Origin of the sequence: Clavibacter vidaverae, from assembly GCF_047529985.1 — a bacterium.
GTDB classification, from domain to species: Bacteria; Actinomycetota; Actinomycetes; order Actinomycetales; family Microbacteriaceae; genus Clavibacter; species Clavibacter nebraskensis_A.
Map to the genome: position 1 here is coordinate 445,388 of NZ_JBLJAM010000001.1, position 26,204 is coordinate 471,591.

Below are 26,204 nucleotides of genomic sequence, written 5' to 3' on the forward strand. Positions count from 1 at the left end.
CGCTAGCCGACGGGCAGCAGGTAGGTGGGGCTCGGCACGGCGACGATGGCGGGCTCGCCCACGGGCAGCCCGGTGGCGGGGTCGAGCCGGAACGAGGCGACCGTGCCGGATCCCTGGTTCGCCACGTGCAGGCGGTCGTCCGCCAGCGCGTGGTGGCGCGGCACGGCACCGCCGCAGTCGAAGGCGGCGACGGGCGCGAGCGTGCCGTCCGCGCCGATGCCGACCACGGCGATCCGCTCGGACCCGCGGAGCCCGACGTACGCGCGGCGACCGTCCGCGGAGACCTGCACCTCGGCCGCTGCGTCGCGCGGGTCGGGCAGGGCGGCGCACGGCGTGGATGCGGCGACGCGCCAGGAGGAGCCCGCCCCCTCGAGCGCGTGCAGCGTGCCGTCGAGCTCGCCGACCACGAGGACGCGGCCGGAGGCGAGGAGGGCGAGGTGCCGGGGGCCGGTGCCGGGCGGCAGCGCGATGCCCGCGACCCGGTGGAGGCGCCCGTCGCGGAGGACGTGCACGTGGACCGTGTCGGTGCCGAGGTCGGCGCTCAGGACGGTGCCGCCGCCGACGTGCAGCGTGCTGTGCGCGTGCGGCCCGTCCTGCTGCGGGCGGGGGCCGGATCCCGTCGCGGTGAGGAGCTGCGTCGCCTCGGCGATGGTGCCGTCGGCCGCGAGCGGGTGGACGGCCACGGTGCCGTCGCCGTAGTGCGAGGTGAGGAGCAGGTCGTCGACGACGTGCAGGTGGCAGGGGCCGGATCCGCCGCTCGGCTGCCCGCCCGCCCATCGCAGCGAGCCGCCGGGCCCGCGCCGGAACGCCTCGACGCGGTCGGCCGCCTCGCCCACCGCGTAGACCACGTCGCCGCGCGCGAGGAGGAACGAGGGCGACGGCGTCTCGACCGCCGTGCCGACGACCGCGAGCTCGCCCGTGACGGGGTCGACCGCGAGGCCCGTGATGCCGATGCCGGATCCCCCGCCGTCGGCGGTGTAGCCGCCCGCCCACATCGAGACCTCGGGCACGTCGGCTTCCTCGGGCGTCATCACGTCGATCACCCTACGGCCAGCGGCCGACGTGGCGGCCGCCCGGGCGGATCAGTAGCCCGACGAGGGCTCGACGATGCCCACGAAGTCGCCCGTCTGCGTGAACGCCTCCGTGTTGAGGCGGATCCGCTCCGCGAGCAGGGGCCGCACCATGTCCGGGGTGTCGGCCGTGTGCGGCGTGACGAGGCAGCGCGGCTCGGAGAACAGCGGGTGGTCGTCCGGGAGCGGCTCGGGGGACGTGACGTCGAGGCCGGCGCCGTGGATCGCGCCCGTGCGCAGCGCCTCGAGCAGCGCGTCGGGGTCGACGAGGGCGCCGCGCGCGATGTTGACGAGCACGGCCGTGTCCTTCATCGCCTCGAGCTGCGGGGCGCCGATGAGGCCGGCGGTGTCGTCGGTGCTGGCGGCGGCGAGCATCACCACGTCGGCGTCGATGATGACCTCGTCGAGCCGGTCGGCCGTGACGGTGCGGTCGGCGCCCTCGACGGGGTCGCCGCTGCGGCGCACGACCGTGACGGTGCAGTCGAAGGGCGCGAGCAGGCGGATGTACTCCAGCGCGATCCCGCCGGCGCCGACCACCACGACCTCGGACCCGTAGAGCGAGAGGCCCGCCGAGGATCCCCACGACGTCGCGCGGGCGCGCTCCGGCAGCTGCCGCAGGGCCGCGAGGGTGAGGGCCAGCGCGTGCTCCGCGACGGGCTGCGAGTAGGCGCCCTTCGCGCTCGTCCAGACGAGGTCGGGCCGGTCGCACGCCCGCAGGGTGTCCGCGAAGGCGTCGACGCCCGCGAACGGCAGCTGGACCCACTGCACCTGCGGGTTCGCGGTCAGCGTGTCGGTCAGCTCCGCGGCGCGGCGGATGGAGAGCCAGACGATCCCCCGGGTCTCCTCCGACAGCTCGGCGACCTCGCCGCCGCCCGCGCGGACGGCCTCGAGGTAGGCGTCCTCGGTGCGGGGCAGCATCGCGATGGGACCGGGGGTCGGGCGCGCGTCGCCGCGGAGCCGGTGCGGCGTGGCGCCGTCGACCGAGCGGTGGACGCGGCGGGGGGCGGGAGCGGATGCGGCGGTGTCGGTCATGCGAGGGGCCTCCGGGGGTGGGGGACGCGGACGGGGGGTTCGGGCGTGGCGAGCGTGACGCCGGACTGGTCCTCCTCGGCGGCGGGATCGGCCGCGACGGGATCGCCCGCGTCGGGTGCGCGCCCGCGGTCGGCCGCGGTGCGCGACTCCGCGAGCCCCTGCACGTACGGGTGCGTGGGATCCGCGAGCACGTCGTCGATGTCGCCGTAGCCCACCAGCGTGCCCCGGTGCAGCACGGCCAGGCGGTCGGTGAGGCGCTCGACGACCGCGAGGTCGTGGCTCACGACGAGGGCCGAGAAGCCGCCGCGCGACTGCAGGTCGCGGAGGAGGTCGAGCACGGCGACGCGGCTCATCACGTCGACGCCGGACGTGGGCTCGTCGGCGATGAGCAGGCGCGGCCCGAGCACCAGGGCGCGCGCGAGCGCGACGCGCTGGCGCTGGCCGCTGGAGAGCTCGTGCGGGTAGCGGTCCTGCGTGCCGGGCGGGAGGTCGAGCGCCGTCAGCAGCGTGACGACGCGGCGCGCGGCCACCTGGCTGTCGAAGCGGCGGTCGCGGGAGAAGATCGGCTCGGCGATGGCCTCGCTCGCGGTGAGCTGCGGGTGCAGCCTGGTGCCCGCGTCCTGCGGCACGTAGCCGATGCCGTACGTGGTGCGCGTGCGGGTGCGGCGCCCCATGCGGCGGAGGCCCTGCCCGAGCACGGAGGCGTCGCCGCCCGTGATGCGCGGCACCGCGGCGGCCTCGTCGCCCGACGGGACGAGGCCCGCGAGCACGCGCGCGAGCGACGACTTGCCGGATCCGCTCGCGCCGACGACCCCGAGCACCTCGCCCGGGAGGAGGCGCAGCGTCACGCCGTCGACGGCCGGCGGCGTCCCGGCCCCGCGTCGCGCGGGGTAGGCGAGCCGGAGGTCCCGCGCGTCGAGCACGGGCTCGACGGGACCGCCGTCCGCGTCGGCCTCTCGGGGGGTGTGCGTCATGCGCTGCTCCGTCCTCGGCGCGGTCGTGCGGCAGGCGTCGCCTGCCGCACGACGGGTGCGGGTTCGGTCCCATCATGCCCGGCGTCGGCCGGGCCCCGCTCGGAGCGCCCTAGGAGGCGGGGCGCTCGGCGGCGCGCAGCGCGTGCAGCCGGGCGCGGCGCTCGGCCTGCTCGGCGGGATCCGGCACGGGAAGCGACGCGAGGAGCCGCTGCGTGTACGGGTGCTGCGGATCCCCGAGCACCTCGGCGCCCGTGCCCTCCTCCACCAGCTCGCCGCGGTACAGCACGGCGATCCGGTCGGCGAGGAGGTCGACCACGGCGAGGTCGTGGCTGATGAACAGCGCCGCGAACCCGAGCTCGCGCTGCAGCTCGGCGAAGAGCTCCAGCACGCGCGCCTGCACGGACACGTCCAGCGCGCTCGTGGGCTCGTCGGCCACGAGCAGCGACGGCTCGAGCGCGAGGCCGCGCGCGAGGCTCGCGCGCTGGCGCTGGCCGCCCGAGAGCTCGTGCGGGTACCGGTCGCCGAACGCCTTCGGCAGCTGGACCGCCTCCATCAGCTCGTCGACGCGGCCGCGCGCCGCCTGGGGCGTCTTGGCCCGGCCGTGCACGATGAGCGGCTCGGCCACGCACTCGGCGATCGTGAGGCGCGGGTTGAAGCTGGTCGCCGGATCCTGGAACACGAACCCGATGTCGGCGCGCTGCTTGCGGAAGTCGCGCTCGCGCACGCCGAGCATCTCGGTGCCGAGGACCTTCAGGGATCCGCCGGTCACGTTCGTGAGCCCCGCGATGGCGCGCCCGATGGTCGTCTTGCCCGAGCCCGACTCCCCCACGAGCCCGAGGACCTCGCCGGCCTCGATGTGCAGGTCCACGCCCTTGACCGCCTTGAATGCGGGCGAGCCGAGGCGGCCCGGGTACTCGATCTGCAGTCCGCGGGCCACGACGACGGGCGCGGTCTGCGTGGTGGAGGCCTCACGCGCCCGGGTGCGCACGGCGGCGCGCTCGACGGTCGCGGCGACGCCCTCGCCGAGCTTCGGCACGGACGCGAGCAGGTTCCGCGTGTACTCCTCCTTCGGCGAGGCGAAGAGCGTCGCCACGTCGGCCTGCTCGACGAGCCGCGAGCGGTACATGACGGCCACGCGGTCGGCGAGGTCGGCGACGACGCCCATGTTGTGCGTGATGAGGATCACGGCCGCGCCGAACTCGTCGCGGCAGCGGCGCAGCAGGTCGAGGATCTCGGCCTGCACGGTCACGTCGAGCGCCGTGGTCGGCTCGTCCGCGACGATGAGGCCGGGATCCAGCACGAGCGCCATCGCGATGACGACGCGCTGCTTCTGGCCGCCCGAGAACTGGTGCGGGTAGTGGTCGACCCGGGTCTCGGGATCCGGGATGCCGACGCGGCGGAGGATGTCGACGGCCTTCGCGCGCGCCTCCTTCTTCGAGACGCGGCCGTGGGCGCGGAGGCCCTCGATGATCTGCCAGCCGACCGTGTGCACGGGGTTCAGGGCCGTCGACGGCTCCTGGAACACCATCGCGACGTCGCGGCCGCGCACCTGGCGCAGCTTGTCCGCCGAGAGGGAGAGCACGTCGACCGCGCCCTGGCCCTTCCGGTCGCTGAGGAGCACGGCGCCGTCGGTGACGGCCGTGTCGGGCAGGAGGCCCAGCACCGTGCGGGCGGTGACGGACTTGCCCGACCCCGACTCCCCCACGATGGCGAGGATCTCGCCGGGCGAGACGCGGAGGGACACCCCGTCGACCGCGCGGACGTCGCCGCCGTCGGTCGCGAAGGTCACCCCGAGGTCGCGGATCTCGACGACGTCGCTCATGCGACCACCTTCTTCTTCTCGGCGCGCTTGCGGGCGCGCAGCTTGGGGTCGGAGATGTCGTTCACGCTCTCGCCGACGAGCGTCAGCCCGAGGACGAGGAGGACGATCGCGACGCCGGGGAAGACGCCCGTCCACCAGACGCCGCTCGCGGTGTCGGCGAGGGCGCGGTTGAGGTCGTAGCCCCACTCCGCGGCCGACGTCGGCGAGATGCCGAAGCCGAGGAAGCCGAGGCCCGCGAGCGTGAGGATGGCCTCGGACGCGTTGAGCGTGAGGATGAGCGGCAGCGTGCGGGTGGAGTTCCGCAGCACGTGCACGAACATGATGCGCGGCGTGGAGGTGCCGATGACCTTGGCGCTCTCGACGAACGCCTCCGCCTTCAGCCGCACGACCTCGGCGCGGATCACCCGGAAGTACTGCGGGATGTAGACCACCGTGATGCTCACGGCCGCCGACAGGATGCCGCCCCAGAGGCTCGACTGCCCGCCGTTCAGCACGATGCTCACCACGATGGCGAGCAGCAGCGTCGGGAACGGGTAGATGGCGTCGGCGATGACCACGAGGATCCGGTCGAGCCAGCCGCCGAGGTAGCCGGAGACGACGCCGAGCAGCACGCCGGCGAACAGCGAGAGGACCACGGCGATCACGACGACCGAGAGCGCGGTCTGCGTGCCCCAGACGACGCGGGAGAACACGTCGTAGCCGCCGACGGTGGTGCCCCAGATGTGCGTGCCGTCGGGCGCGGCCTGCCGCGGGAAGGAACCCGCGTCGTCGGCGCCCTGCGCGAAGCCGAACGGGGCGATGAGCGGCGCGAACGCGGCGAGGAGGATGAACAGGCCGGTGATCACGATGCCGGCGATGAGCATGCCGCGCTGGAGGCCCACGCTCTGCCGCACGTGCGAGACGAGCGGGAGGCGCTGCCACAGCGTGCGGCGGGCGGGGCCCGACGCGACCGCGGCGGTCGTGGTGGTGGTGTCGCTCATGTCAGTACCTCACTCGCGGGTCGATGAGCGCCGCGACGACGTCGACGATGAAGTTGGTCACGGCGACGATCACGGCGAGCAGCGCGACGATGCCCTGCACCGCCACGAAGTCGCGCGAGGCCAGGTACTGCGCGAGCTGGAAGCCGAGGCCCCGCCACTCGAACGTCGTCTCGGTGAGCACGGCGCCGCCGAGCATCACCGCGATCTGCAGGCCGACCACCGTGATGATGGGGATGAGCGCGGGCTTCAGCGCGTGCCGCGTGGTGAGGCGGAACTCGCCGACGCCGCGCGAGCGCGCCGCGTCCACGTACTCGGTGCCGAGCGTCGAGATGACGTTCGTGCGGACGAGGCGCAGGAAGATGCCGGCCGTCAGCAGACCGAGCGCGAGCGCGGGGAGCACGGCGTGCTGGAGCACGTCGCCCACCGCGGTGGGGCTGCCGAGGCGGAGCGCGTCGATCAGGTAGATGCCGGTCGGGTTCTCGAGGCGCCCGAGCGCGACGGAGACGCGCGTGTCGGCGCGGCCGGACAGCGGCAGGATCCCGAGCCAGACGGAGAAGACGAGCTTGAGCAGCAGGCCGGCGAAGAAGACGGGCGTCGCGTAGGCGAGGATCGCGAGGATGCGGAGCACCGCGTCCGGCGTGCGGTCCTTGTAGTACGCGGCCACGAGGCCGAGCGGGATGCCGATGAGGAACGCGACGATGAGCGAGTAGATGACGAGCTCCAGCGTGGCCGAGCCGTACTGCAGCAGGATGTCGCTGATCAGCCGGTTGTCGGTCAGCGAGCGGCCGAAGTTGCCCGTCGCGATCTGGCCGAGGTACTCGAGGTACTGCACGATGATCGGCCGGTCGAAGCCCGCCGTGGCGAGCCGCTCCTGCAGCTGCTCCGGGGTGAGCCGGTCGCCGACGGCCGCGGAGATCGGGTCGCCCACGATGCGCATGAGGAAGAAGACGAGCGTGACGAGGATGAAGACCGTCGGGATGATGAGCACGGCGCGGATGAGGATGTACTGGCCGAGCCCGATCCCCTGCTTCCGGGCCTTGGGCTGCGCACCGGGGGGCGCGGACGCGGGCACTGCGTCGGGTAGGACTGTCACGAGCGGGTGGGCCTTTCGGTTCGTCGTCCGGGCCGTGCCGGGTGGCACGGCGGGTGACAGGAGGATGGGGCGCTCCGCGGGTAGCGGAGCGCCCCATCGGGAGAGGGCGTCAGTCTATCGACGGCCCTCCGGGCGGGATCAGCCCTTGGTGATCGGCGCGTAGCGGAACTTGAACGACGCGTCGAGCGTCACCCCGTCCACGCCCTGGCCGGCGACCGCGACCTGCGAGCCCTGGAGCAGGGGCAGGGTCGGCAGGTCGGCGGCGACCTCGTCCTGGATCTGGCCGATGAGCTCGGCGCGCTTGGACGTGTCCGCCTCCGACAGCTGCTGCGTGATCAGGTCGGTGACCTCTGCGTTGTCGTAGTGGTTCTTCACGAACGACTGCGGGGAGAAGAACGGCGTGAGGTAGTTGTCCGCGTCCGAGTAGTCGGGGAACCAGCCGAGCTGGTACGCCGGGTACTCGTCGTTGACGCGCGCCTTGCTGTACTGGTCCCACAGGGTGGACTGCAGGTTGACCTGGAACAGGCCCGTCTTCTCGAGCTGCTGCTTCACGAGCGCGTACTCGTCGTCCGAGCCGGCGCCGTAGTGGTCCGGGTTGAACTGCAGGTCGAGCGCGACGGGCGTCTTCACGCCGGCGTCGGAGAGCGCCTTCGCGGCCTTGTCGGCGTCGGGCTTGCCGTCGCCGTCGCCGTACATGCCCTTGAGCGCCTCGTTCGCGCCGGACAGGCCGTCCGCGACGTAGGAGTAGAGCGGCGTGTAGGTGCCGTTGTAGACCGCGTCGGAGAGCTCCTCGCGGTCGATGAGGTCGGCGGCCGCCTGGCGCACGGCCAGGGCCTTCGCCTCGTCGGCCTCGCCCGTCGTCTTGCCGAAGGGCTGCGTGTTCAGGTTGAAGGTGATGTAGCGGATCTCGCCGCCGGGTCCCTCGATGACCTGGACCTTCTCGTCCTTCTTGAGGTCGGCGATGTCGGTGGCGCCGAGCGAGCGGCCCGCGACGTCGATCTCGCCGTTCTGCACGGCGAGCTTCATCGTGGTCTCGTCGGCGTAGTACTTCGCCGTCACGCCCTCGTTGGCCGCCTTGGGGAGCACGCCCGCGTAGTCCTTGTTGGGCGCGTACGCGACGAGCTGGTTGAGCTGGAAGTCGGTGATGACGTACTGGCCCGCGAAGGCGTTCGCCTTCACGATGTCGGCCGGGTCGGCGAGGGCGTCCGCGGGGAACACCTCCTCGTCGACGATGGGGCCGGCGGGGCTGGAGAGCACCTGCTCGAAGGTCTGGTCGTTGGCGGTCTTCAGCGTGAAGACGACCGTGGTGTCGTCAGGGGCGGCGACGCTCTCGACGTTCGCGAGCAGCGACGAGGGGCCGTTGCCGTTGTCGGCGCCGTTGGCCGCGATGGTCGCGATGCGGTCGAACGTGTACTTGACGTCGCTCGCGGTCAGCGCGTGGCCGTTCGCGAACTTCAGGTCGGGCTTGAGCGTGACCGTGAACTCGTTGGGCGAGGTGTACTCGCCCTTCGTGGCGAGGTCGGGCTCGACGTCCGGGCTGCCGTAGGGGCTGTTGAACAGGAACGGGAAGACCTGGTTCTGCACCGCGAACGAGCCGTTGTCGTAGGAGCCCGCGGGGTCGAGCGACAGGACCTTGTCGGTGGTGCCGACGATGACCGAGCCGCCGCCGGAGCCGGAGCCGCCCTCGGCGAGCGGGTCGCCGGATCCGCCGGAGCAGCCGGCGAGGAGGAGGGCCGCGGCGGAGAACCCGGCCGTGGCGAGCAGGACGCGTGAGCGCCGGGGGGATGCGGACGTCATGTTCCGAGTGCCTCTTTCGTGAAGGGGGTTCGCGCCCGCGCATGGAGAGACACGGACGCTGTGCTGTGAATGATTTCTAACACACGGGAAACAGCAGCCCCGACCCGATGGACGCGCGTGCGCCGTTCTTCACACGACCGAAACAATGCGGTCGAGCGGTTTCCGCGTCATTCGCGCAGGGCACGCCGTTCGGCCTCGACCTGCATCAGCTCGCGCTGGATCTCCTGGTAGCGGTCGCGTTCGTGCGTCGCGTCCGTGCGCTGCAGCCGGCCGATGAGGTCGGCCTTGCGGCGCAGCAGGTCGCGCCCCACGAGCTCGGCCGTGACGCCCTTCACGTAGATGGCGAGCTTGTCGGCGTCGCCGCGGTTCGGCAGCGGCGCGACCCCCAGCTGCTTGACGAGCGTCGCGAACGACTCGGGCACCTCGAGCGCCACGCGGCTCAACCAGTCGGCGCCGCCGAGCGCGTCCATGCTCCCGATGACGCCGTCGCGGACCACCGCCAGGCTCTCGTTGACGAAGGTGACCTGGGCGGCGCGCATCACGAGATCGTTCCCCACGAGCTCGGGATGCTGGAGCATCGCCATGAGGGCGTCGCGCTCGAGGCGCGTCGCGAGGTCGGTGGGCAGGTCCATGAGCGACATCGAGCGCGAGCTCTCGACGACCGGGCCGTCCTCGTCGCGGCCGTACCCGCCGCCGTGCTGTCCGGGTGCGCGGCCCGCGGGCGTGCCGCCGGAGCGGTCGGTGCCGTCCGCGGGGGTCGAGCGGCCCGCGGTCTGGACGGCCCGGCCGACCTCGGTGAGGTCCATGCCGAGCCAGCCGGCGAGCTCGCGCGCGTAGCCGGGCCGGAGGGACGGGTCGCGGATGTCCGCCACCACCGGCGCGGCGGCCCGGAGCGCGGCGACGCGGCCCTCGACGGTGTCGAGGTCGTGGTCGGCGAGGATCTGCTTGATGGCGAACTCGAACATGGGCTTCTTGCCCTGGATCATGCGGCGCACCGCGTCGTCGCCGCGCGTGAGGCGGAGGTCGCACGGATCCAGCCCCTCGGGGCCGACGGCCACGTACGTCTGCGCGGCGAAGCGGCGCTCCTCGGAGAACGCGCGCATGGCGGCCTTCTGGCCGGCCGCGTCGGGGTCGAAGGTGAAGACGACCTCGCCGAGCCCGCTGTCGTCGCCGAGCACGCGGCGGAGCACCTTGATGTGGTCGACGCCGAACGACGTGCCGCACGTGGCGACCGCGGTAGTGACGCCGGCGAGGTGGCAGGCCATCACGTCGGTGTAGCCCTCGACCACGACGACCTGCCGGCCGCGGCTCACGTCGCGCTTGGCGAGGTCGAGCCCGTAGAGCACGGAGCTCTTGTGGTAGACGGGCGTCTCGGGGGTGTTCAGGTACTTGGGGCCCTTGTCGTCCTCGCGGAGGCGACGCGCGCCGAAGCCGACGGTGGCGCCCGTGAGGTCGCGGATGGGCCAGACGAGCCGGCCGCGGAACCGGTCGTACGCGCCGCGGTCGCCCTGGCTGAGGAGGCCCGCGGTCACGAGCTCCGCCTCCGTGTAGCCCTTCGACTTCAGGTGGGTGGAGAGCGCGTCCCAGCTCTGCGGGGCGAAGCCGACGCCGAAGCGCTGCGCCGCGCCCTGGTCGAAGCCGCGCTCCCCCAGGAAGGTGCGGCCGATCTCCGCCTCCTCGGATCCGAGCTGCTCCACAAAGAACTCCGCGGCGGCCTCGTTGGCACCGAGCAGGCGCGAGCGGTTGCCCTGGTCGGTGGCGGCCTGGCCGTCCTCGTAGTGCAGCTGGTAGCCGATCCGCTGCGCCATGCGCTCCACGGCCTCGGCGAACGTGACGTGGTCCATGCGCTGCAGGAACGTGTAGACGTCGCCGCCCTCGCCGCAGCCGAAGCAGTGGTAGAAGCCGACCTGGGGGCGCACGTGGAAGCTCGGCGTGCGCTCGTCGTGGAAGGGGCAGAGGCCCTTCAGGGATCCGACGCCGGCGGACTTGAGGGTGACGTACTCCCCCACGACGTCGCCCAGGTTGACCCTCGAGCGCACCTCGTCGATGTCGCTCTTGCGGATCAGGGCCATTGGCTCATCCTACGTCCGGGGACCGTGGCGATCCCGGGCCGTCGAGCGCCCCGCACGGGCGTCAGAAGACGGGCCTGGCGCACAGGCGCTCGTACCAGGCGATGGCCGACTGGTCGGTGAGGCTCGCGACCTGGTCGACGATGACGCGCTTGCGCGCGCCGTCGTCCGCGGCCTCGCGCCAGTCGCCCGCGAAGCCCGGGTCGAGCTCGTCGGCGCCGCGCGCGTGCAGGGCGTCGGCGAGGCCCGCGAGCACCTCGCGCTGGCGCGCGTAGATGGGCTGGCGCGTGTTCTTCGACATGACGAACGCCGCGACGATGCCCTTGAGCACCGCGATCTCCGCCTGGATCGCGCGCGGCACGACCACGTGCGCGCCGAACCGGATGAGGCTGCGGTCGGTGTGCGTGGCGCGCGTGAGCTGCGTGGCGGCTCCCGCGAAGCGCCCGATGAGCTGACTCGTGAGGTCCTTCAGCGCCGCCTGCGCGCCGCGGCCGCCGTCGTACTCGTCGACCCAGACGTCGAGCGAGTCGAGCCGGTCGAACGCCTGGATGAGCTCCTCGTGGGAGTGCGCCCCGCCGATCCACGCGACCATCGAGTCGACGAGCTCCTCGTGGTCGACCCGGGCGCCGAGCGCGCGCACGTCGACGTAGCCGCCGACGATGGCGTCCTCGAAGTCGTGCACGGAGTACGCGATGTCGTCGCTCAAGTCCATGACCTCGGCCTCGATGCAGCGGCGGCCCGTGGGCGCGCCCTCGCGCAGCCACGCGAACGCGGCCACGTCGTCGTCGTAGAAGCCGAACTTGCCGCGTCCCGAGGGATCCGGCACCGACTGCGAGCTCGGCCACGGGTACTTGCAGCTCGCGTCGAGGCTGGCGCGCGTGAGGTTGAGGCCGTAGGGGCGCCCCTCCGGCCCGATGACCTTGGGCTCGAGGCGCGTGAGGAGCCGCAGGGTCTGCGCGTTGCCCTCGAAGCCGCCGATGTCGGCCGCCCAGTCGTTGAGCGCCCGCTCGCCGTTGTGGCCGAACGGCGGGTGGCCGATGTCGTGCGCGAGGCAGGCGGTGTCGACCACGTCCGGATCGAGGTCGAGGCTGGATGCGAGCTCGCGGCCGACCTGCGCCACCTCGAGCGAGTGCGTGAGGCGGTTGCGGGCGAAGTCGAGCCCGGCCATGGGGCTCAGCACCTGCGTCTTGGCGGCCAGGCGGCGGAGCGCGCTGGAGTGCAGGAGCCGGGCGCGGTCGCGCGCGAAGTCGCTGCGGCGGGACGAGTGCTGCTCCGGGTACCAGCGCTCCGCGTCGGTCTCGCTGTACGTGGACCTCGTCGTCGTGCCCTCAGCCGCCACTGTTGTGGATCTCCCCGTCCGCGATGTCCATCGCATCCTGCGCGTCGATGTCGCGGCTCTCGAGCCACCGGTCCGGGAGGGCGGTGCGCTTCATGCTGCCCTGTCGGCCGCGCGCGCCCTCGGCGCCCGCACCCGGGTAGGGCTGGTCGCGGTCGAGGGTGGCGAGCAGCGCGTCGATCTCCGCGATCGACGACGCCGAGGCGAGGGCCGCGCGCAGGTCGCCGCCGACGGGGTAGCCCTTGAAGTACCAGGCGACGTGCTTGCGCGCGTCGCGGCAGCCCCGCTCCTCGCTCTCGAAGAACTCGGCGAGGAGCTCGACGTGGCGGCGGAAGGTGTCGGCCACCTGCCCCTGCGACGGGTGCGCGCGGGGCGTGTCGGCGGGATCGAGGCCGGCGGCCCGGGCGTGGAAGGCGGCCGCGAGGTCGCCGAAGAGCCAGGGGCGGCCGAGGCAGCCGCGGCCGACGACCACGCCGTCGGCGCCGGTCTCGTCCATCATGCGGATGGCGTCCTCGGCGGCCCAGATGTCGCCGTTGCCGAGCACCGGCACGCTCGTGATGGTCTGCTTGAGCTTGGCGATGGCCGACCAGTCGGCGTGCCCGCTGTAGTAGTCGCTCGCGGTGCGCGCGTGCAGGGCGATGGAGGCGACGCCGGCGCCCTCGGCGGCGCGCCCGGCCTCGAGGTAGGTGAGGTGGTCGGCGTCGATGCCCTTGCGCATCTTGACCGTGAGCGGGATGTCGCCCGCCGCCTTCACGGCGCCCTCGACGATGTCGGTGAAGAGCCCCAGCTTCCAGGGCAGCGCCGCTCCCCCGCCCTTGCGGGTGACCTTGGGCACGGGGCAGCCGAAGTTGAGGTCGATGTGGTCGGCGCGGTCCTCCGCGACGAGCATCGTGACGGCCTCGCGCACGGTCTTCGGATCCACCCCGTAGAGCTGGATGGAGCGGACCTTCTCCGACGGGTGGTGCGTGATGAGGCGCATGGACTCGGGGGTGCGCTCGACGAGCGCGCGGCTCGTGATCATCTCGCTGACGTAGAGGCCCGCGCCGAACTCGCGGCACAGGCGGCGGAACGCGGTGTTGGTGATGCCGGCCATGGGCGCGAGCACCACGGGCACGTCGAGCGGGATGCCGCCGATGCGGAGGGCGGGCTCGGCGGCGGGCGCGGGTGCGCCGGGCGCGTCGGCCGCGGAGGGGACGGGGGCGAGGGTCGGAGAGGACATGACGGCTCGATTCTCCCAGACGGGACGGCGGGCGGCGGACGCGGGGCGGGATCCGCGCGGGGAGGCGGCGCGGGGCGCCTGGGGAGGGAGGCTCAGATGGCCCGTCCGGAGTCGATCGCGTCGCGGAGGCGCGCCAGGTCCTGGGCGGCCGAGCCCTCGGCGTCGCCGACGGTCGACGCGGGAGCGCCCGAGGCGGAGCCGGGCACGAGGCAGGCGTCGCCCTCGCACGCGGCGGCGTCGGCGGATCCGCGCATGGCGAGCAGGGGCGCGACGACGGGCAGGGCGCCGGTGGCGGGGGCGGCGCTCATCGCGCGGCCTCCTCGGACACCACGCGCACGGTGTCGCCGTCGCGGGCGGCCAGGGCCTCGCCGAGCGCGGAGGCGAAGACGGACGGGTCCTGCGCGCCGGAGATGCCGTAGCGCTCGTCGATCACGAAGAAGGGCACGCCCTGGATCCCGTACGCGACCGCCTGCGCCTGGTCGGCGCGCACGTCCTCGAGGTGGCGGTGCGACCCCAGGGCCGCACGCGCGTCGTCGGCGTCGAGGCCGACCTCGGCGGCGAGGTCGACGAGGTCGTCCACGCGGCCGACGTGGCGCCCCTCGGTGAAGTAGGCGGCGAGCAGGCGCTCGACCATCTCGAGCTGGAGCCCGCGCTCACGCGCGTGGTGCAGCAGCTCGTGGGCGAGCACGGTGTTGGTGTGCTGGAGCGCGTCGTAGTCGTAGGCGAGGCCCTCGGCGGCGGCGAGCGACGTCATGTCCGCGAGCATCGTGCGGACGCGCTCGGCGGGGATGCCCTTGTGGCCGGCGAGGAAGTCGACCTCGGTGCCCTGGAAGTCGACCGGGGTGTCGGGGGCGAGCTCGAAGGAGCGGTAGGTGATCGCGATCTCGGGCGCACCGGGCGTCCGCTCGGCGAACGTGCGCGCGCCGGCCTCGAAGCGCCGCTTGCCGACGTAGCACCACGGGCAGGCGATGTCCGACCAGACGTCGACGCGGATGGCGGGCAGGGCGGGGGCGGAGGAGTCGGTCACGGGTGGGCAACCGGTCGGGAAGGCGGGGCATTCCCGCGGTGTTGCCCGAGCATGGCCGACAGCTCCCCCTCCCCCGTCCCGTCCGGATCCGACGACGCCGCACCCCGCGGCCGCGACCGCGTGCTCGCCCATGCCGCGCGCCTCGGGATCGACGTCGAGGTCGTCGACCGCCCGGACGCGTCCTCGCTCGAGGAGGCGGCCGCGGGCCTCGGCATCGCGCCGTCGCATCTCGTGAAGTCGCTCGTGGTGAAGCGCCACGACGGCGCGCTGCTCATCGCGCTCGTGCCGGGCGACCGGCAGATCAGCTGGGCGAAGCTGCGCGCGATCGTGGGCGTCAACAAGCTCTCGATGCCCGCGGCCGAGGTGGCGCTCGAGGCGACCGGGTACGAGCGCGGCACCATCACGCCGCTCGGCGCCGCGGGCGACCTGCCCGTCTACGCGGACGAGCGGATCGTGGGCCGGCGGATCGGCATGGGCGGCGGGGAGCACGGCGTCTCGGCCCTCGTGGACGCGGACGCGCTGGTGGCGGCGCTCGGCGCGACCGTGGGCGACATCACCGACGAGCTGGCGATCCGCCGCCCCTGATCCCGTGCGAGGCGGGATCCGGGACGGCGGACCGGTCGTGCGCGGAGCGGATCAGGCCCCGATGAGCTGCCCCGCGAGGTAGCCCATGAGGTCGTCGAGCGGGATGCGCTCCTGGGCCATGGTGTCGCGCTCGCGCACCGTGACGGCGCGGTCGTCGAGCGTGTCGAAGTCGACCGTGACGCAGAACGGCGTGCCGATCTCGTCCTGGCGGCGGTAGCGGCGGCCGATGGCACCCGCGTCGTCGAACTCGATGTTCCACACCTTGCGGAGCTCCGCGGCGAGCTCGCGCGCCACCGGCGAGAGCTTCTCGTTGCGCGACAGCGGCAGCACGGCGACCTTGACGGGCGCGAGGCGGCGGTCGAGGCGGAGGACCGTGCGCTTGTCGACGCCGCCCTTCGCGTTGGGCGCCTCGTCCTCGTGGTACGCGTCCACCAGGAACGCCATCATCGAGCGGGTGAGGCCGGCCGCGGGCTCGATGACGTACGGGATCCACCGCTCGTTCTTCGTCTGGTCGAAGTAGGAGAGGTCCTGGCCGGACGCCTCGGAGTGCGTGCGCAGGTCGTAGTCGGTGCGGTTGGCGATGCCCTCGAGCTCGCCCCACGCGCCGCCCGTGAAGCCGAAGCGGTACTCGATGTCGACCGTGCGGGTGGAGTAGTGCGACAGCTTCTCGGCGGGGTGCTCGAACAGGCGCAGGTTCTCGGGGTCGATGCCGAGGTCGGTGTACCAGGCGTAGCGCGCATCGATCCAGTACTGGTGCCACTCGGCGTCGGTGCCGGGCTCGACGAAGAACTCCATCTCCATCTGCTCGAACTCGCGCGTGCGGAAGATCCAGTTCTGCGGCGTGATCTCGTTGCGGAAGCTCTTGCCGATCTGGCCGATGCCGAACGGCGGCTTCTGGCGGGCCGCGCTCAGCACGTTGGCGAAGTTGACGAAGATGCCCTGCGCCGTCTCGGGACGGAGGTAGTGCATGCCCTCCTGGTTGTCGACGGGGCCGAGGAACGTCTTGAGGAGGCCCGAGAAGTTCTGCGGCTCGGTCCAGGAGCCGGGCTGGCCGGTGTCCGGGTCGTTGACGTCGGCGAGGCCGTTGACGGGCGGGTGGCCGTGCTTCGCCTCGTACGCCTCGAGGAGGTGGTCGGCGCGGTAGCGCTTGTGCGTGTGCAGCGACTCGACCAGCGGGTCGCTGAAGACCTCGACGTGGCCGGAGGCCTCCCACACGCGGCGGGGCAGGATGACCGAGGAGTCGAGGCCGACGACGTCGTCGCGGCCGTTGACCATGGTCTGCCACCACTGGCGCTTGATGTTCTCCTTCAGCGCCACGCCGAGCGGCCCGTAGTCCCACGCGGAGCGCGAGCCGCCGTAGATCTCACCCGCCTGGAAGACGAAGCCGCGCCGCTTGGCGAGGTTGATGACCGGGTCGAGACGCGAGGGGGTTGCCACGTTTGCTCCTAGGTGGGGCCGGACTGGGTGCCCGGTCGGCGGACGACGACCGGTGGGCGGATGCCGGGGGTCGCCGGGAAAGGCGGCCCCCAGTCTACGGGCGGGTGCGGTCAGTCCTCGTCGCCGGCGGTGCGCCGGTGCGCGAGCTCGACGATGCGCACGGTCTCGAGGGAGTCGCGCGGCTCGACCGGCACGGGGCCCCGGCCGCGGACGGCGTCGGCCATCGCGGCGTAGAAGTCGGCGTAGCGGCCGCGCTCGGTCGGGATCCGCTCCCCCGCCGCGTCGCCCGCCGCCTCGACGAGCGTGCCCCACTCGGCCTCGGGCGCCTCGCCGAAGCCGGGGTCGGCCGGCGACGCGCCCTGCTTGAGGAGCGGCTCCTGCGGGTCGAGGCCGTGCACGGCGTACGCGCCCGCGGTGCCGAGCACGCGGAAGCGCGGGCCGGCGAGGGCGGCGACGCGGCTGACGGTGATGTGCGACTGGACGCCCGACTCGTGCAGCAGCGAGTAGAAGGCGTCGTCGTCGCTCGCGGATCCCTCGCGCACGGTCGCGAGCTCGGCCGCGAAGTCGGCGACGGGCCCGAAGAGCTGGAGCGCCTGGTCGATGAGGTGGCTGCCGAGGTCGTAGGAGATGCCGGCGGCCTCGGCCGGGGTCTCGCGGTCCTGCCAGCGGTCGCGCACGGGTCCGCCCCAGCGCTCGAACGTCGACTCGAAGCGGTGGACCTCGCCCAGCCGTCCCGACTCGACGAGCGCGCGGACGGTGAGGAAGTCGCCGTCGAGCCGCCGGTTCTGGAAGACGGAGAACGGGATCCCGAGGGCCTCGGCGCGCTCGATGAGCATGAGCCCCTCGTCGACGGTGGCGACGAACGGCTTGTCCATCACGACCGCGAGGTGGGCGTCGAGCGCCTGCAGGCCCTGGCGGAGGTGCGCGGACGCGGGCGAGGCGATGACGACCATGTCGAGCTCGGCGGAGCGCGCGAACAGCTCGTCGGCGGAGGCCACGACGTCGGCGCCGGGGTGGCGCTCGCGCACCAGCGTCGCGCGGTCGGGGTCCGACGTGGACACGAGCGCGACGCGGTACTCGGGGCTCGCCTCGAGGAACGGCGCGTGGAAGACGCGGCCGGCGAGGCCGTAGCCGACGATCCCGACGCGGATCGGCGCATCGGCCCCCTCGGTCGGTGCGGCGGCGGCGGCGGAGGGACGGGGCGCGGTCTCGGGTGTGCTCACGCCCCGATGCTACTGAGCGGCGGGCTCGCGGTCGCCCTGGCCCTCGGCCTCGGGGTCCTCGGCGGATCCCTCGTCGGCGCCGGTCGCGTGCGCGTCGACCGCGCCGCCGAACCGCCGGTCGCGGTGCACGTAGCTCTCGACGGCGTCCCAGAGGTCCTTGCGTCGGAAGTCGGGCCACAGCCGGTCGAGGAAGACCATCTCGGCGTAGGCCGACTGCCAGAGCAGGAAGTTGCTCGTGCGCTGCTCGCCGGAGCTGCGGATGAAGAGGTCGACGTCGGGCACGTCCGGCAGGTAGAGGTAGCGCTGGATCGTGCGCTCGTCCACGCGCGACGCCTTGAGGCGCCCGGCGTCCACGTCCTCGGCGATGCGCTTGACGGCGTCGCCGATCTCGGTGCGCCCGCCGTAGTTGATGCACATCGTGAGGGTCATGCCGGTGTTGTGCTTCGTCATCTCCTCGGCGACCTGGAGGTCGTCGATGACGCTGCGCCAGAGGCGGGGACGGCGGCCGGCCCAGCGGATCCGGACGTTCCAGGCGTTCAGCTGGTCGCGACGGCGGTGGATCACGTCGCGGTTGAAGCCCATGAGGAAGCGCACCTCGGCGGGCGAGCGCTTCCAGTTCTCGGTCGAGAACGCGTAGACGGACAGGTGCGTGGCACCGAGCTGGACGGCGCCCGCGACGGTGTCGAACCACGCCTCCTCGCCCGCCTGGTGGCCGGCGGTGCGCGGCAGGCCGCGCTGGTTGGCCCAGCGGCCGTTGCCGTCCATCACGACCGCGATGTGCTTCGGCACGAGGTCGGCCGGGATCGCGGGCGGCTGCTCGCCCGTCCAGTCGAGCGGCAGGTCGGTGCGTCCGGGGACCTCGGGGCGTCGGCTCATGGGGTCGTCTCCTGTGCTCGGGGGCGGTCGGCGGGGTCGGCGGGCGCGTCGGCGGGATCGGGATCGGCGTCACGCGGGGTGGAGCGCACGACCGACGCGGTGGCCGCGGCGAGGGCGGCGGCGGGATCCGGGTCGGCGGTGTCGAGGTCGGGCGCGTCGAGCGGCACCGGCTGCTCGGAGGGCGGGAGGAGCTGGCGGGCGTCGCTGCGGTCGACGAGGCCGAGCGAGCGGATCCCCCGGTCGAGGTGCCACTGCGCGTACGCCGCGACGACGCCGCTCGCGCGCGCCTGCGACCGGAGCGTGGCGGCCTCCGCGTGCCGCCAGTCGCCCGTGAGGAGGGCCGAGAGGAGCGCGAGGGTGTCGGGGTCGAGCCGCGGGGATCCCGGCGGGGCGGCGGCGTCGGCGACCACGCCGCCCAGCTGCACGACGAACGCGGAGTGCGGGCCGGGCGCGCCCGTGACGGCGCAGTCCTGGAAGCTCGGCGCCCAGCCCGCCATCGACAGGCTCCGCAGCAGGTACGAGTCGAGCGTGAGGCTGGCCCCGTGCTCGCGGCGGCTGAGCGAGCGGAGCGCGCCGACGAGGAGCAGGTACTGCTGGAGCGAGCCCTCGTCCTCGGTGACGCGGTCGGCCGTCTCGACCATGGCGCTGGCGGCCGTGTAGCTGCCGTAGTCGGTCGCGATGAGGGCGCCGTAGGAGGCGATGGACTCGGCCTGCGTGATGATGTCGAGCGTGCGGCCCTCGAAGAACTGCGCGTCGGCCACCATGAACGGCTCGAGCCGGGCGCCGAACTTGGACTGCGTGCGGCGCACGCCCTTCGCGACGGCGCGGATCTTGCCGTGCTGCCGCGAGAGCATCGTGACGATCCGGTCCGCCTCGCCCAGCTTGTGGGTGCGCAGGACGACGATCTCGTCACGGTAGAGGGGCACCCGTCGATTATCCGCCCCGCGCCTGCGCTCCCCGTCCGCCGCCGCGCGGGCGGGCGGCCGGCCCGCCGGGTGCCGCGCGGCCCGGGCGCACGCCGCCGCTGTGCTATCAAGGGGAGGCCATGGATCCCGTCCCCCTCACCATCCCCCTCTGGGCGGACCTCCTGGCGGTCAGCATCGGCAGCCTCCAGGGCGCCATGTTCGCGGCGGGCTTCCGTGACCGCCGGCTCGACCTGCTCGGCATCGCCATCATCGGCACGGCCACGGGACTCGGCGGCGGCCTCCTCCGCGACGTGTTCCTCAACGTCACGCCGGCGGCGCTCTCCAGCAACTGGCTCATGCTCGTCGCGGTGGCCGCGGCGCTCGGCGGCATGCTCCTCGAGCGGATCTTCACGCGGCTCGACGTCGTCATCACCGTCCTCGACGCGCTCACCATCGGCCTGTTCTGCGCCATCGGCACGTCGAAGGCGATGGCGGCCGGCGTGCCCGAGGTGCCCGCGGTCTTCATCGGGGTCGTCTCCGCGGTGGGCGGCTCGTTCGTGCGCGACCTGCTCCTCAACCTGCCCATCGCGATGATGCACGTGGGCTCGCTCTACGCGGTCGCGGCGGCCGTGGGCGCGATCATCGTCGTGGCGCTGGCGGCGTTCGGCGTGCCGATGTGGGTGGCCGCCATCGTCTGCGTCGCCGTCACCGCGACGACCCGGCTCCTCGCGGTCCGCTTCGGCTGGAGCCTCCCGGAGCAGCGCGCGCTCAGCCGCCTGCGGTTCACGGCGCTCCGCCGGCCCCGCCCGCGGCGCTGAACCGGGCGGGGACCCGGACGCGCGCACCCGCCGCGCACGACGACGGCCGGGCGTCGCCGCCCGGCCGTCGTCGATCCCGCGCCGCGGATCAGACCGCGGCCAGCTCCGGCTCGCGCGCCGTGCGGCGGATCGCGCGGTTGACCGCGGAGACGATGGCCTCGAGCGACGCCGTCGAGCTGTCCTCGTCGATGCCGACGCCCCAGAGGCGCACGCCCTCGACCTCGAGCTCCACGTAGGACGCGGCCAGCGCGTCGCCGCTCGCGCTGAGCGCGTGCTCCACGTAGTCGAGGAGGCGCACGTCGACGCCCTGGTCGGCGAGCACCTTCAGGAACGCGGCGATGGGCCCGTTGCCGGACGCCCGCGCCTCGCGCACCTCCTCGCCGTCGCGCAGCTGCACCACGAGCGCGACGGATCCGCCCATGTCGCTCGACGTGCGCGTGGACGTGAGCTCGAACCGGCCCCACTTCTCCTCGACGCGGTCGAGCGGCGCGGGGAGGTACTCGTCCTGGAAGATCGACCAGATCTGCGCGCTCGTGACCTCGCCGCCCTCGGCGTCGGTCTTGGCCTGCACGACGCCGGAGAACTCGATCTGCAGCCGGCGCGGCAGGTCCAGCGAGTGGTCGGCCTTCAGCAGGTACGCCACGCCGCCCTTGCCGGACTGCGAGTTGACGCGGATCACGGCCTCGTAGGAGCGGCCCAGGTCCTGCGGGTCCACCGGCAGGTACGGCACGGCCCACGGGATCTCGTCGACCGTGACGCCCTGCGCCGCGGCGTCCGCGGCCATCGCCTCGAAGCCCTTCTTGATGGCGTCCTGGTGGGATCCGCTGAACGCCGTGTAGACGAGGTCGCCGGCCCAGGGGCTCCGCTCGGGCACGGCCAGCTGGTTGCAGTGCTCGGCCGTGCGCTTGATGCCGTCGAGGTCGCTGAAGTCGATCTCGGGGTCGATGCCCTGCGTGAACAGGTTGATCCCGAGGGCGACCAGGTCGACGTTGCCGGTCCGCTCGCCGTTGCCGAAGAGGCAGCCCTCGATGCGGTCGGCGCCGGCCAGGTAGCCGAGCTCCGCCGCGGCGACGGCCGTGCCGCGGTCGTTGTGCGGGTGCAGCGAGACGATGACCTCGTCGCGCCGGTCGAGGTGGCGGCACATCCACTCGATGGAGTCGGCGTACACGTTCGGCGTCGCCATCTCGACGGTCGCCGGCAGGTTGATGATCACCTTGCGCTCGGGGCTCGGGTCGAGCACCTCGATCACGCGGTTGCAGATCTCGGCCGCGAACTCGAGCTCGGTGCCCGTGTAGCTCTCGGGCGAGTACTCGTAGTAGACGTCCACGTCGGGGATCGTCTCCTCGTACCGCTTGCAGAGGCGCGCGCCCTCGAGCGCGATGTCGATGATCCCCTGGCGGTCGGTGCGGAACACGACGTCGCGCTGCAGCACGCTCGTGGAGTTGTAGAGGTGCACGATCGCCTGCTTCGCGCCGCGCAGCGACTCGTAGGTGCGGGCGATGAGGTGCTCGCGCGCCTGGGTGAGCACCTGGATGGTCACGTCGTCCGGGATCGCGCCCTCCTCGATGAGGCTGCGCACGAAGTCGAAGTCGGTCTGGCTGGCCGACGGGAAGCCGACCTCGATCTCCTTGTAGCCCATGCGCACCAGCAGGTCGAACATGATCCGCTTGCGCTCGGGGCTCATCGGGTCGATGAGCGCCTGGTTGCCGTCGCGGAGGTCGACCGCGCACCAGCGCGGGGCCTCGGTGATCCGGCGGGCGGGCCAGGTGCGGTCCGGCAGGTCCACGGCGATCTGCTCGTGGAACGGGCGGTACTTGTGGATCGGCATCCCGCTCGGGGTCTGCGTGCTCTTCATGGTCGTGCTCCTCGTCGTGTGTGGGGGTCAGCCGTGACGGGACTCCGCGACGAGGAGGGCCGGGTCAGGCCTCGCCGCGGCGACTAAGGAGGAGGCGGCCGGACTGCATGGAACCACGGTACACCGGGTCCGCCCGCTCAGCGCGCCGAGCGGAGCACGCGCGTCAGGTCGCGCACCGACGTGGACGGCAGGTACGCGCGCGTGAGGGCGAGCCCGATGGTCGGCAGGGCGGTGGCGTCCGGGTACGCCATGATCAGCGGCACGAGCTCGGGCTGGAACTTGCGCTTGAACTCCAGCAGCGAGCGGAAGCCGTAGACGGGCTCCAGCGAGTCGGCCAGGAACTCGAGGATCCGCTCGACCGCGCTCTCCTGCCGCTCGGAGGCGTCGGCGTGCTCGCTCGCGGGCGACGAGGCCCGGGTCTGCGCGAGCGGCGCGGCGGACAGGCTCATGAACTCGATGCCGTCCTCCTTCATCCGCATGGCCGAGCGCGCGATGAGGAACTCCATCACGCCGTTGATGCCGTCGGGCCGGCGGCGCATGAAGTCGAGCGTCCAGCCGACCACCTCGCCGTCGCGCCACGTGGGCAGCCAGCTCGTGGCGGCCTGCACGTGGTCGTCCGCGTCGATCGCGAGCATGAGGCGCACCGCGGGGTCCCGCAGCTCCTCGACGCCGCCGAGCGTGAAGCCCATCTCGGGCAGCTCCTTCTCGGCGACCCACTCCTCCGACATCTGCTCGATCTGGCTGGCCCAAGCGAGCGGCAGGTCCGCCCACGTGGTCCACTCGGCGCGGATGCCCGCGCGATCGGCGCGGTTGATGGACGTGCGCACGTCCTGCCACTTCTTGCCGGTCGTCTGCCAGGTGCCCGGGCGCACGACGGTCTCCTCGGCGACGACGAGCGTCTCCCAGCCCATGCCGCGGAACAGCGGCGCCATCGACGCGGGCACGCTGTAGAACACGGGCGTCCAGCCGTTGTCGTCGGCGAAGCGCGCGAACTGGCCGAGCACGTCGCGGAGGGCGTCGTCGTCCACGGGCGGTCCGAGCGGCGCCGCGGTGGTGATGGCGACGCTCCCCACCACGCGGTAGGCCACGACGGTGCGGCCGTCGCCCGCGATCCAGTACGAGTTGCCGGGCCACGTCGCCATGTGCGACAGCGAGCCGATGGCGCCGCGGCGGAGCGCGGGACGCACGAGCGCCTGCGCCCGGGGCACCGCGGCGATGCGGACGTCCGCGATGGCGCGGAGGCTCGCGCTCACCAGGATGATCCAGAACACCGGGCCCACGCCGCGGTAGACGATGTCGGTGATCGGGTCGGTCGGCAGGAAGTCGAGCGACTCCCCGCGGAGGAACGACGCCGGGATGAACCGGTCGGGCGCCTCGGCCAGCAGGTCGTTGAGGTCCACGGGCCGCGTGAAGGCGTCGGAGAGCGCGAGCCCCGTGGCCACGAACAGGGCCATGAGGGCCGCGAGGGCGGTGCCGGTGGTCACGAGGAAGCGGCGGATCGCGGGGGCCGTGGAGAGGATCGTGAAGTGCCGGCGCAGCAGCACCAGGATGACCGCGCTGCCGAGCGGCAGCATCACCGACGCGACGAGCGCGGCCACCGCCTCGGGGTGCGCGGACGGCGACGCGGACAGGCGCGGCGAGACCATGTCGCGGTGCACGAGCATGCCGAACGCGTACGCGGACAGCACGGCCAGCAGCCCGTTGACGCTCACGGCGAGCCACACGGCGAAGCGGCGCCCGCGGGAGAGGCCGTACGCGGCGACGAGCAGCGCGAGCAGCGGCGCGACCGACAGCAGGATGGGGCCCACGCCGCCCCCGATGCGCGCGAGCATGATCTCCTGCAGGCAGTCGTGCGTGAAGTCGCTCGAGAGGCAGCGGGTGGAGATCGCGTCGCCGGGCACCCGGTCGTCGACGAAGAGCAGGGCGATGGGCGCGAGCGGACCGTAGCGGCTGCGGGACAGCAGGGCGATGACGGGCCCGGTGCCGAGGATCGCGACGACGGCGGCGAGCATCACGCGCACCTCGTGGTGCGAGCTGCGCTGCCAGCGGGCGCCGACCGCGGGCCGGTGCAGGACCGCGCCGACGACGCCGCCCACCAGGATCGCGAGGAGCCGGTAGAGGTCGGACGGCTGCCCGGAGTAGAGCAGGAACACCAGCACCACGACGACCAGCACCACGCGGATGCGCCGGCGCCACAGCACGCCGGCCCACGCGCTCGAGAGAGCGAGCACACCGGCCACGGCCGTCAGCGGATCCGCGGTGGCCACGCCCCGCACGCCGTGCGACCACAGCTCGCCGTCGACGAGACCCTGCGCCTGCACGGCGATGCCGAGGAGCGACCCGACGGTGCCCGTGAGCACGAAGCCGAGGAGGGTGCGCCACCAGCCCATCAGCCGCTCCGCGACGCCGACGAGCACGAGGATCGCGAGGAGCGAGACGACGAGCTCGACCGGACCGTCGGTGAGGAACGCCGCCGTCGCGGTGGTCCACCAGTGCCCGCGCTCGACGACCGCGACGTAGCCGGTCGCCAGCTGGTGGTGGACGACGCGGCGCCAGACGTCGGAGACGGCGGGCAGCACCGCCAGCACCAGGACCACGACCGCGATCCCGAGGGTGGCGCGCTGGGCGAGGAGCCGGGCGGCGAGGGCCCGAGCGGCGCCGGCGACCGTGAAGGGGCGGGATCCAGCCGTCATCGCGCGATGCCCAGCCGCTGGCCGAGAGCGGGGAGCGCGTCCTGCACGCACCACTGCACGGTGCCCCAGTCGTGGGACGTGCCCGGGGACGCGCTCAGCCGGGTCGACATGCCGGACGCGCGCGCCGCCGCCTCGACCTGCTCCACCTGGGGACGGTACTGCTGGTCGTCCTCGCCGGCGCAGAAGTACCCGGCCGTGTCCGGGTACGGGCTCCTCGCCTCCATGATCGCCGCCGGGAAGGCCGCGGCGTACTGCGCCTGCGATCCCCCGAACGCGTCCTGGACCGTGTCGGCGCCGATGGTCGGGGCCATCTCGCCGGAGATGTCGACGAGCGAGCCGAAGAGGTCCGGGTGGCCCGCGCCGAGCTGGGCGGCGCAGGTGCCGCCCTCCGAGAAGCCGAGCACGGACCAGGCCGTCCGGTCCGGGAGCACGCGCAGGTTGGCGTGGATCCACGCGGGGACGTCCACCGTGATGTACGTGGCCGACTGGCCGAGGGGCGAGTCCACGCACATGGGGTTGTCCTCGGGTGCGCCGAGCTGGTCCGGCACGACGACGATCGGCGCGAGGCCGCGGTGCGCGCTCGCGTACTGGTCCATCACGCGGTCGAGCCGGCCGGACGCGAACAGGTCGACGGGCGACCCCGGCTGCCCGGACATGGCGACGACCACGGGCAGGGCGGGGGCGTCGTCGACCAGCGCGGCGGGCGGCAGGTACACGAGGGCATCGCGGGCGGGGAAGCCCGACTGCGTGGCGGGGATCGTGGTCGTGCCCAGCCGCCCGCGCGCCGGGAGCGCTCCCGCCGGCTGCCAGGTGTCCTCGAGGGGACCGGCTTGCACCGTCGGCGCGCCGTCCGGCGACGGCAGCGCCGTCAGGTCGAGCGGCAGCACTCGCGTGAGGCCGAAGGCGGCCGCGATGTTCGGGTACTGCTGGACGTCGGCGTTGATCCCGACGGCTGTCGCGAGCACGACGAGCGGCACCACCAGGATGCCGAGGGCCGTGTGCAGGGCGCGCAGGTGGCGGGGCGGCGGCTGGCTTCCCCCGATGCCCGTCACGCTGCGACCGCCCCGCACGAGCGCGATGGCCGCCAGCCCGAGGCCCGCGCCGCCGAGCGCGGTCCACCCGCGTGTCCCGGTCGAGAGCACGACGCCGAAGAGGTCGAGCACGTCGCCGAGCACGAACGCGAGCGCGAGGCCGAAGAGGGCGCCGAGCCCGGCCGCGAGGGCGGTCTCGGCGAGCGTGCGTCGAGGATCCGCCGCCACGGCGCCGCGTCGGAGCCGCGCGCGGCGCGCGACGACGGCGAGGATCACGAGCAGGACCGCCGGCGCCGCCGCCGCCGCGGTCACGAAGGACGCGGAGATGATGGGCAGGTCGGCGAGATCGTGGAGCACGGTGG

20 protein-coding genes and 1 pseudogene are annotated in these 26,204 nt (G+C 73.4%); 2 read left to right on the forward strand and 19 right to left on the reverse strand.

Translation table 11 applies throughout. The features are described from left to right. Positions 1-2: 2 nt before the first annotated feature. The 12 genes from ACMT9T_RS02090 to ACMT9T_RS02145 all read right to left on the reverse strand — a co-directional run bounded on the left by ACMT9T_RS02090 (position 3) and on the right by ACMT9T_RS02145 (position 14,419). Complete coding sequence (locus ACMT9T_RS02090) at positions 3-1,031, reverse strand: lactonase family protein (RefSeq protein WP_414744018.1); 1,029 nt, start codon at positions 1,029-1,031, stop codon at positions 3-5. A 51-nt stretch (positions 1,032-1,082) separates the two neighbouring features. After that, positions 1,083-1,988: a D-isomer specific 2-hydroxyacid dehydrogenase family protein gene (locus tag ACMT9T_RS02095; protein ID WP_414745848.1), complete on the reverse strand. Its 906-nt coding sequence runs from the start codon at positions 1,986-1,988 to the stop codon at positions 1,083-1,085. A gap of 110 nt (positions 1,989-2,098) precedes the next feature. Then, positions 2,099-3,076 (reverse strand): ABC transporter ATP-binding protein, encoded by a 978-nt coding sequence (locus ACMT9T_RS02100; protein WP_414744019.1) that lies wholly within the window; start codon positions 3,074-3,076, stop codon positions 2,099-2,101. A gap of 109 nt (positions 3,077-3,185) precedes the next feature. Then, positions 3,186-4,898: a dipeptide ABC transporter ATP-binding protein gene (locus tag ACMT9T_RS02105; RefSeq protein ID WP_414744020.1), complete on the reverse strand. Its 1,713-nt coding sequence runs from the start codon at positions 4,896-4,898 to the stop codon at positions 3,186-3,188. Further along, entirely contained in the window at positions 4,895-5,878 is a 984-nt protein-coding gene (locus ACMT9T_RS02110; protein WP_414744021.1) for an ABC transporter permease, read from the reverse strand. The genes ACMT9T_RS02105 and ACMT9T_RS02110 overlap by 4 nt, the downstream gene beginning before the upstream one ends. 1 nt (position 5,879) lies before the next feature. After that, entirely contained in the window at positions 5,880-6,971 is a 1,092-nt protein-coding gene (locus tag ACMT9T_RS02115) for an ABC transporter permease (protein ID WP_414744022.1), read from the reverse strand. A gap of 138 nt (positions 6,972-7,109) precedes the next feature. Next, positions 7,110-8,768 (reverse strand): ABC transporter substrate-binding protein, encoded by a 1,659-nt coding sequence (locus ACMT9T_RS02120; protein ID WP_414744023.1) that lies wholly within the window; start codon positions 8,766-8,768, stop codon positions 7,110-7,112. 167 nt (positions 8,769-8,935) lie between these two features. Further along, complete coding sequence (gene dnaG, locus ACMT9T_RS02125) at positions 8,936-10,840, reverse strand: DNA primase (protein ID WP_414744024.1); 1,905 nt, start codon at positions 10,838-10,840, stop codon at positions 8,936-8,938. 61 nt (positions 10,841-10,901) lie between these two features. After that, on the reverse strand, positions 10,902-12,176 hold the full coding sequence (locus ACMT9T_RS02130; protein WP_167441203.1) for a deoxyguanosinetriphosphate triphosphohydrolase: 1,275 nt from the start codon (positions 12,174-12,176) through the stop codon (positions 10,902-10,904). Continuing rightward, entirely contained in the window at positions 12,166-13,392 is a 1,227-nt protein-coding gene (gene dusB / locus ACMT9T_RS02135) for a tRNA dihydrouridine synthase DusB (protein ID WP_414744025.1), read from the reverse strand. Before dusB ends, ACMT9T_RS02130 begins: the two co-directional genes overlap by 11 nt. A gap of 92 nt (positions 13,393-13,484) precedes the next feature. Next, entirely contained in the window at positions 13,485-13,700 is a 216-nt protein-coding gene (locus ACMT9T_RS02140; protein ID WP_414744026.1) for a hypothetical protein, read from the reverse strand. Further along, entirely contained in the window at positions 13,697-14,419 is a 723-nt protein-coding gene (locus ACMT9T_RS02145) for a DsbA family oxidoreductase (RefSeq protein ID WP_414744027.1), read from the reverse strand. Before ACMT9T_RS02145 ends, ACMT9T_RS02140 begins: the two co-directional genes overlap by 4 nt. A 51-nt stretch (positions 14,420-14,470) precedes the next feature. Here ACMT9T_RS02145 and ACMT9T_RS02150 point away from each other — a divergent pair, with 51 nt between their 5' ends. Then, on the forward strand, positions 14,471-15,004 hold the full coding sequence (locus ACMT9T_RS02150; RefSeq protein ID WP_414744028.1) for an aminoacyl-tRNA deacylase: 534 nt from the start codon (positions 14,471-14,473) through the stop codon (positions 15,002-15,004). 51 nt (positions 15,005-15,055) lie between these two features. On the opposite strand, the gene ACMT9T_RS02155 is transcribed toward ACMT9T_RS02150, so the two are convergent. The 4 genes and pseudogenes from ACMT9T_RS02155 to recO form a co-directional block, all read right to left on the reverse strand. Beyond that, positions 15,056-16,441, reverse strand: a complete 1,386-nt coding sequence (locus ACMT9T_RS02155; protein ID WP_414744029.1) for a glycine--tRNA ligase — start codon at positions 16,439-16,441, stop codon at positions 15,056-15,058. Positions 16,442-16,551: 110 nt separating this feature from the next. After that, complete coding sequence (locus ACMT9T_RS02160; RefSeq protein ID WP_414744030.1) at positions 16,552-17,664, reverse strand: Gfo/Idh/MocA family protein; 1,113 nt, start codon at positions 17,662-17,664, stop codon at positions 16,552-16,554. Positions 17,665-17,673: 9 nt separating this feature from the next. Continuing rightward, entirely contained in the window at positions 17,674-18,540 is an 867-nt protein-coding gene (locus tag ACMT9T_RS02165; protein WP_414744031.1) for an isoprenyl transferase, read from the reverse strand. A 212-nt stretch (positions 18,541-18,752) separates the two neighbouring features. Further along, positions 18,753-19,466: pseudogene (gene recO, locus ACMT9T_RS02170) on the reverse strand (DNA repair protein RecO); the annotation flags it as partial. 119 nt (positions 19,467-19,585) lie between these two features. On the opposite strand from recO, the gene ACMT9T_RS02175 reads away from it, so the two are divergent. Beyond that, a complete protein-coding gene (locus ACMT9T_RS02175; protein WP_116055378.1) occupies positions 19,586-20,263 on the forward strand; it encodes a trimeric intracellular cation channel family protein in 678 nt (225 codons plus the stop codon). An 88-nt stretch (positions 20,264-20,351) separates the two neighbouring features. Here ACMT9T_RS02175 and leuA read toward each other — a convergent pair whose 3' ends face one another. The 3 genes from leuA to ACMT9T_RS02190 all read right to left on the reverse strand — a co-directional run bounded on the left by leuA (position 20,352) and on the right by ACMT9T_RS02190 (position 26,199). Beyond that, positions 20,352-22,118, reverse strand: a complete 1,767-nt coding sequence (gene leuA, locus ACMT9T_RS02180; RefSeq protein WP_414744032.1) for a 2-isopropylmalate synthase — start codon at positions 22,116-22,118, stop codon at positions 20,352-20,354. Positions 22,119-22,255: 137 nt separating this feature from the next. Beyond that, positions 22,256-24,811 (reverse strand): rhomboid family intramembrane serine protease, encoded by a 2,556-nt coding sequence (locus tag ACMT9T_RS02185; protein WP_414744033.1) that lies wholly within the window; start codon positions 24,809-24,811, stop codon positions 22,256-22,258. Next, positions 24,808-26,199, reverse strand: coding sequence for an alpha/beta hydrolase (locus tag ACMT9T_RS02190; RefSeq protein ID WP_414744034.1), 1,392 nt, complete (start codon positions 26,197-26,199; stop codon positions 24,808-24,810). Before ACMT9T_RS02190 ends, ACMT9T_RS02185 begins: the two co-directional genes overlap by 4 nt. Positions 26,200-26,204: the final 5 nt, after the last annotated feature.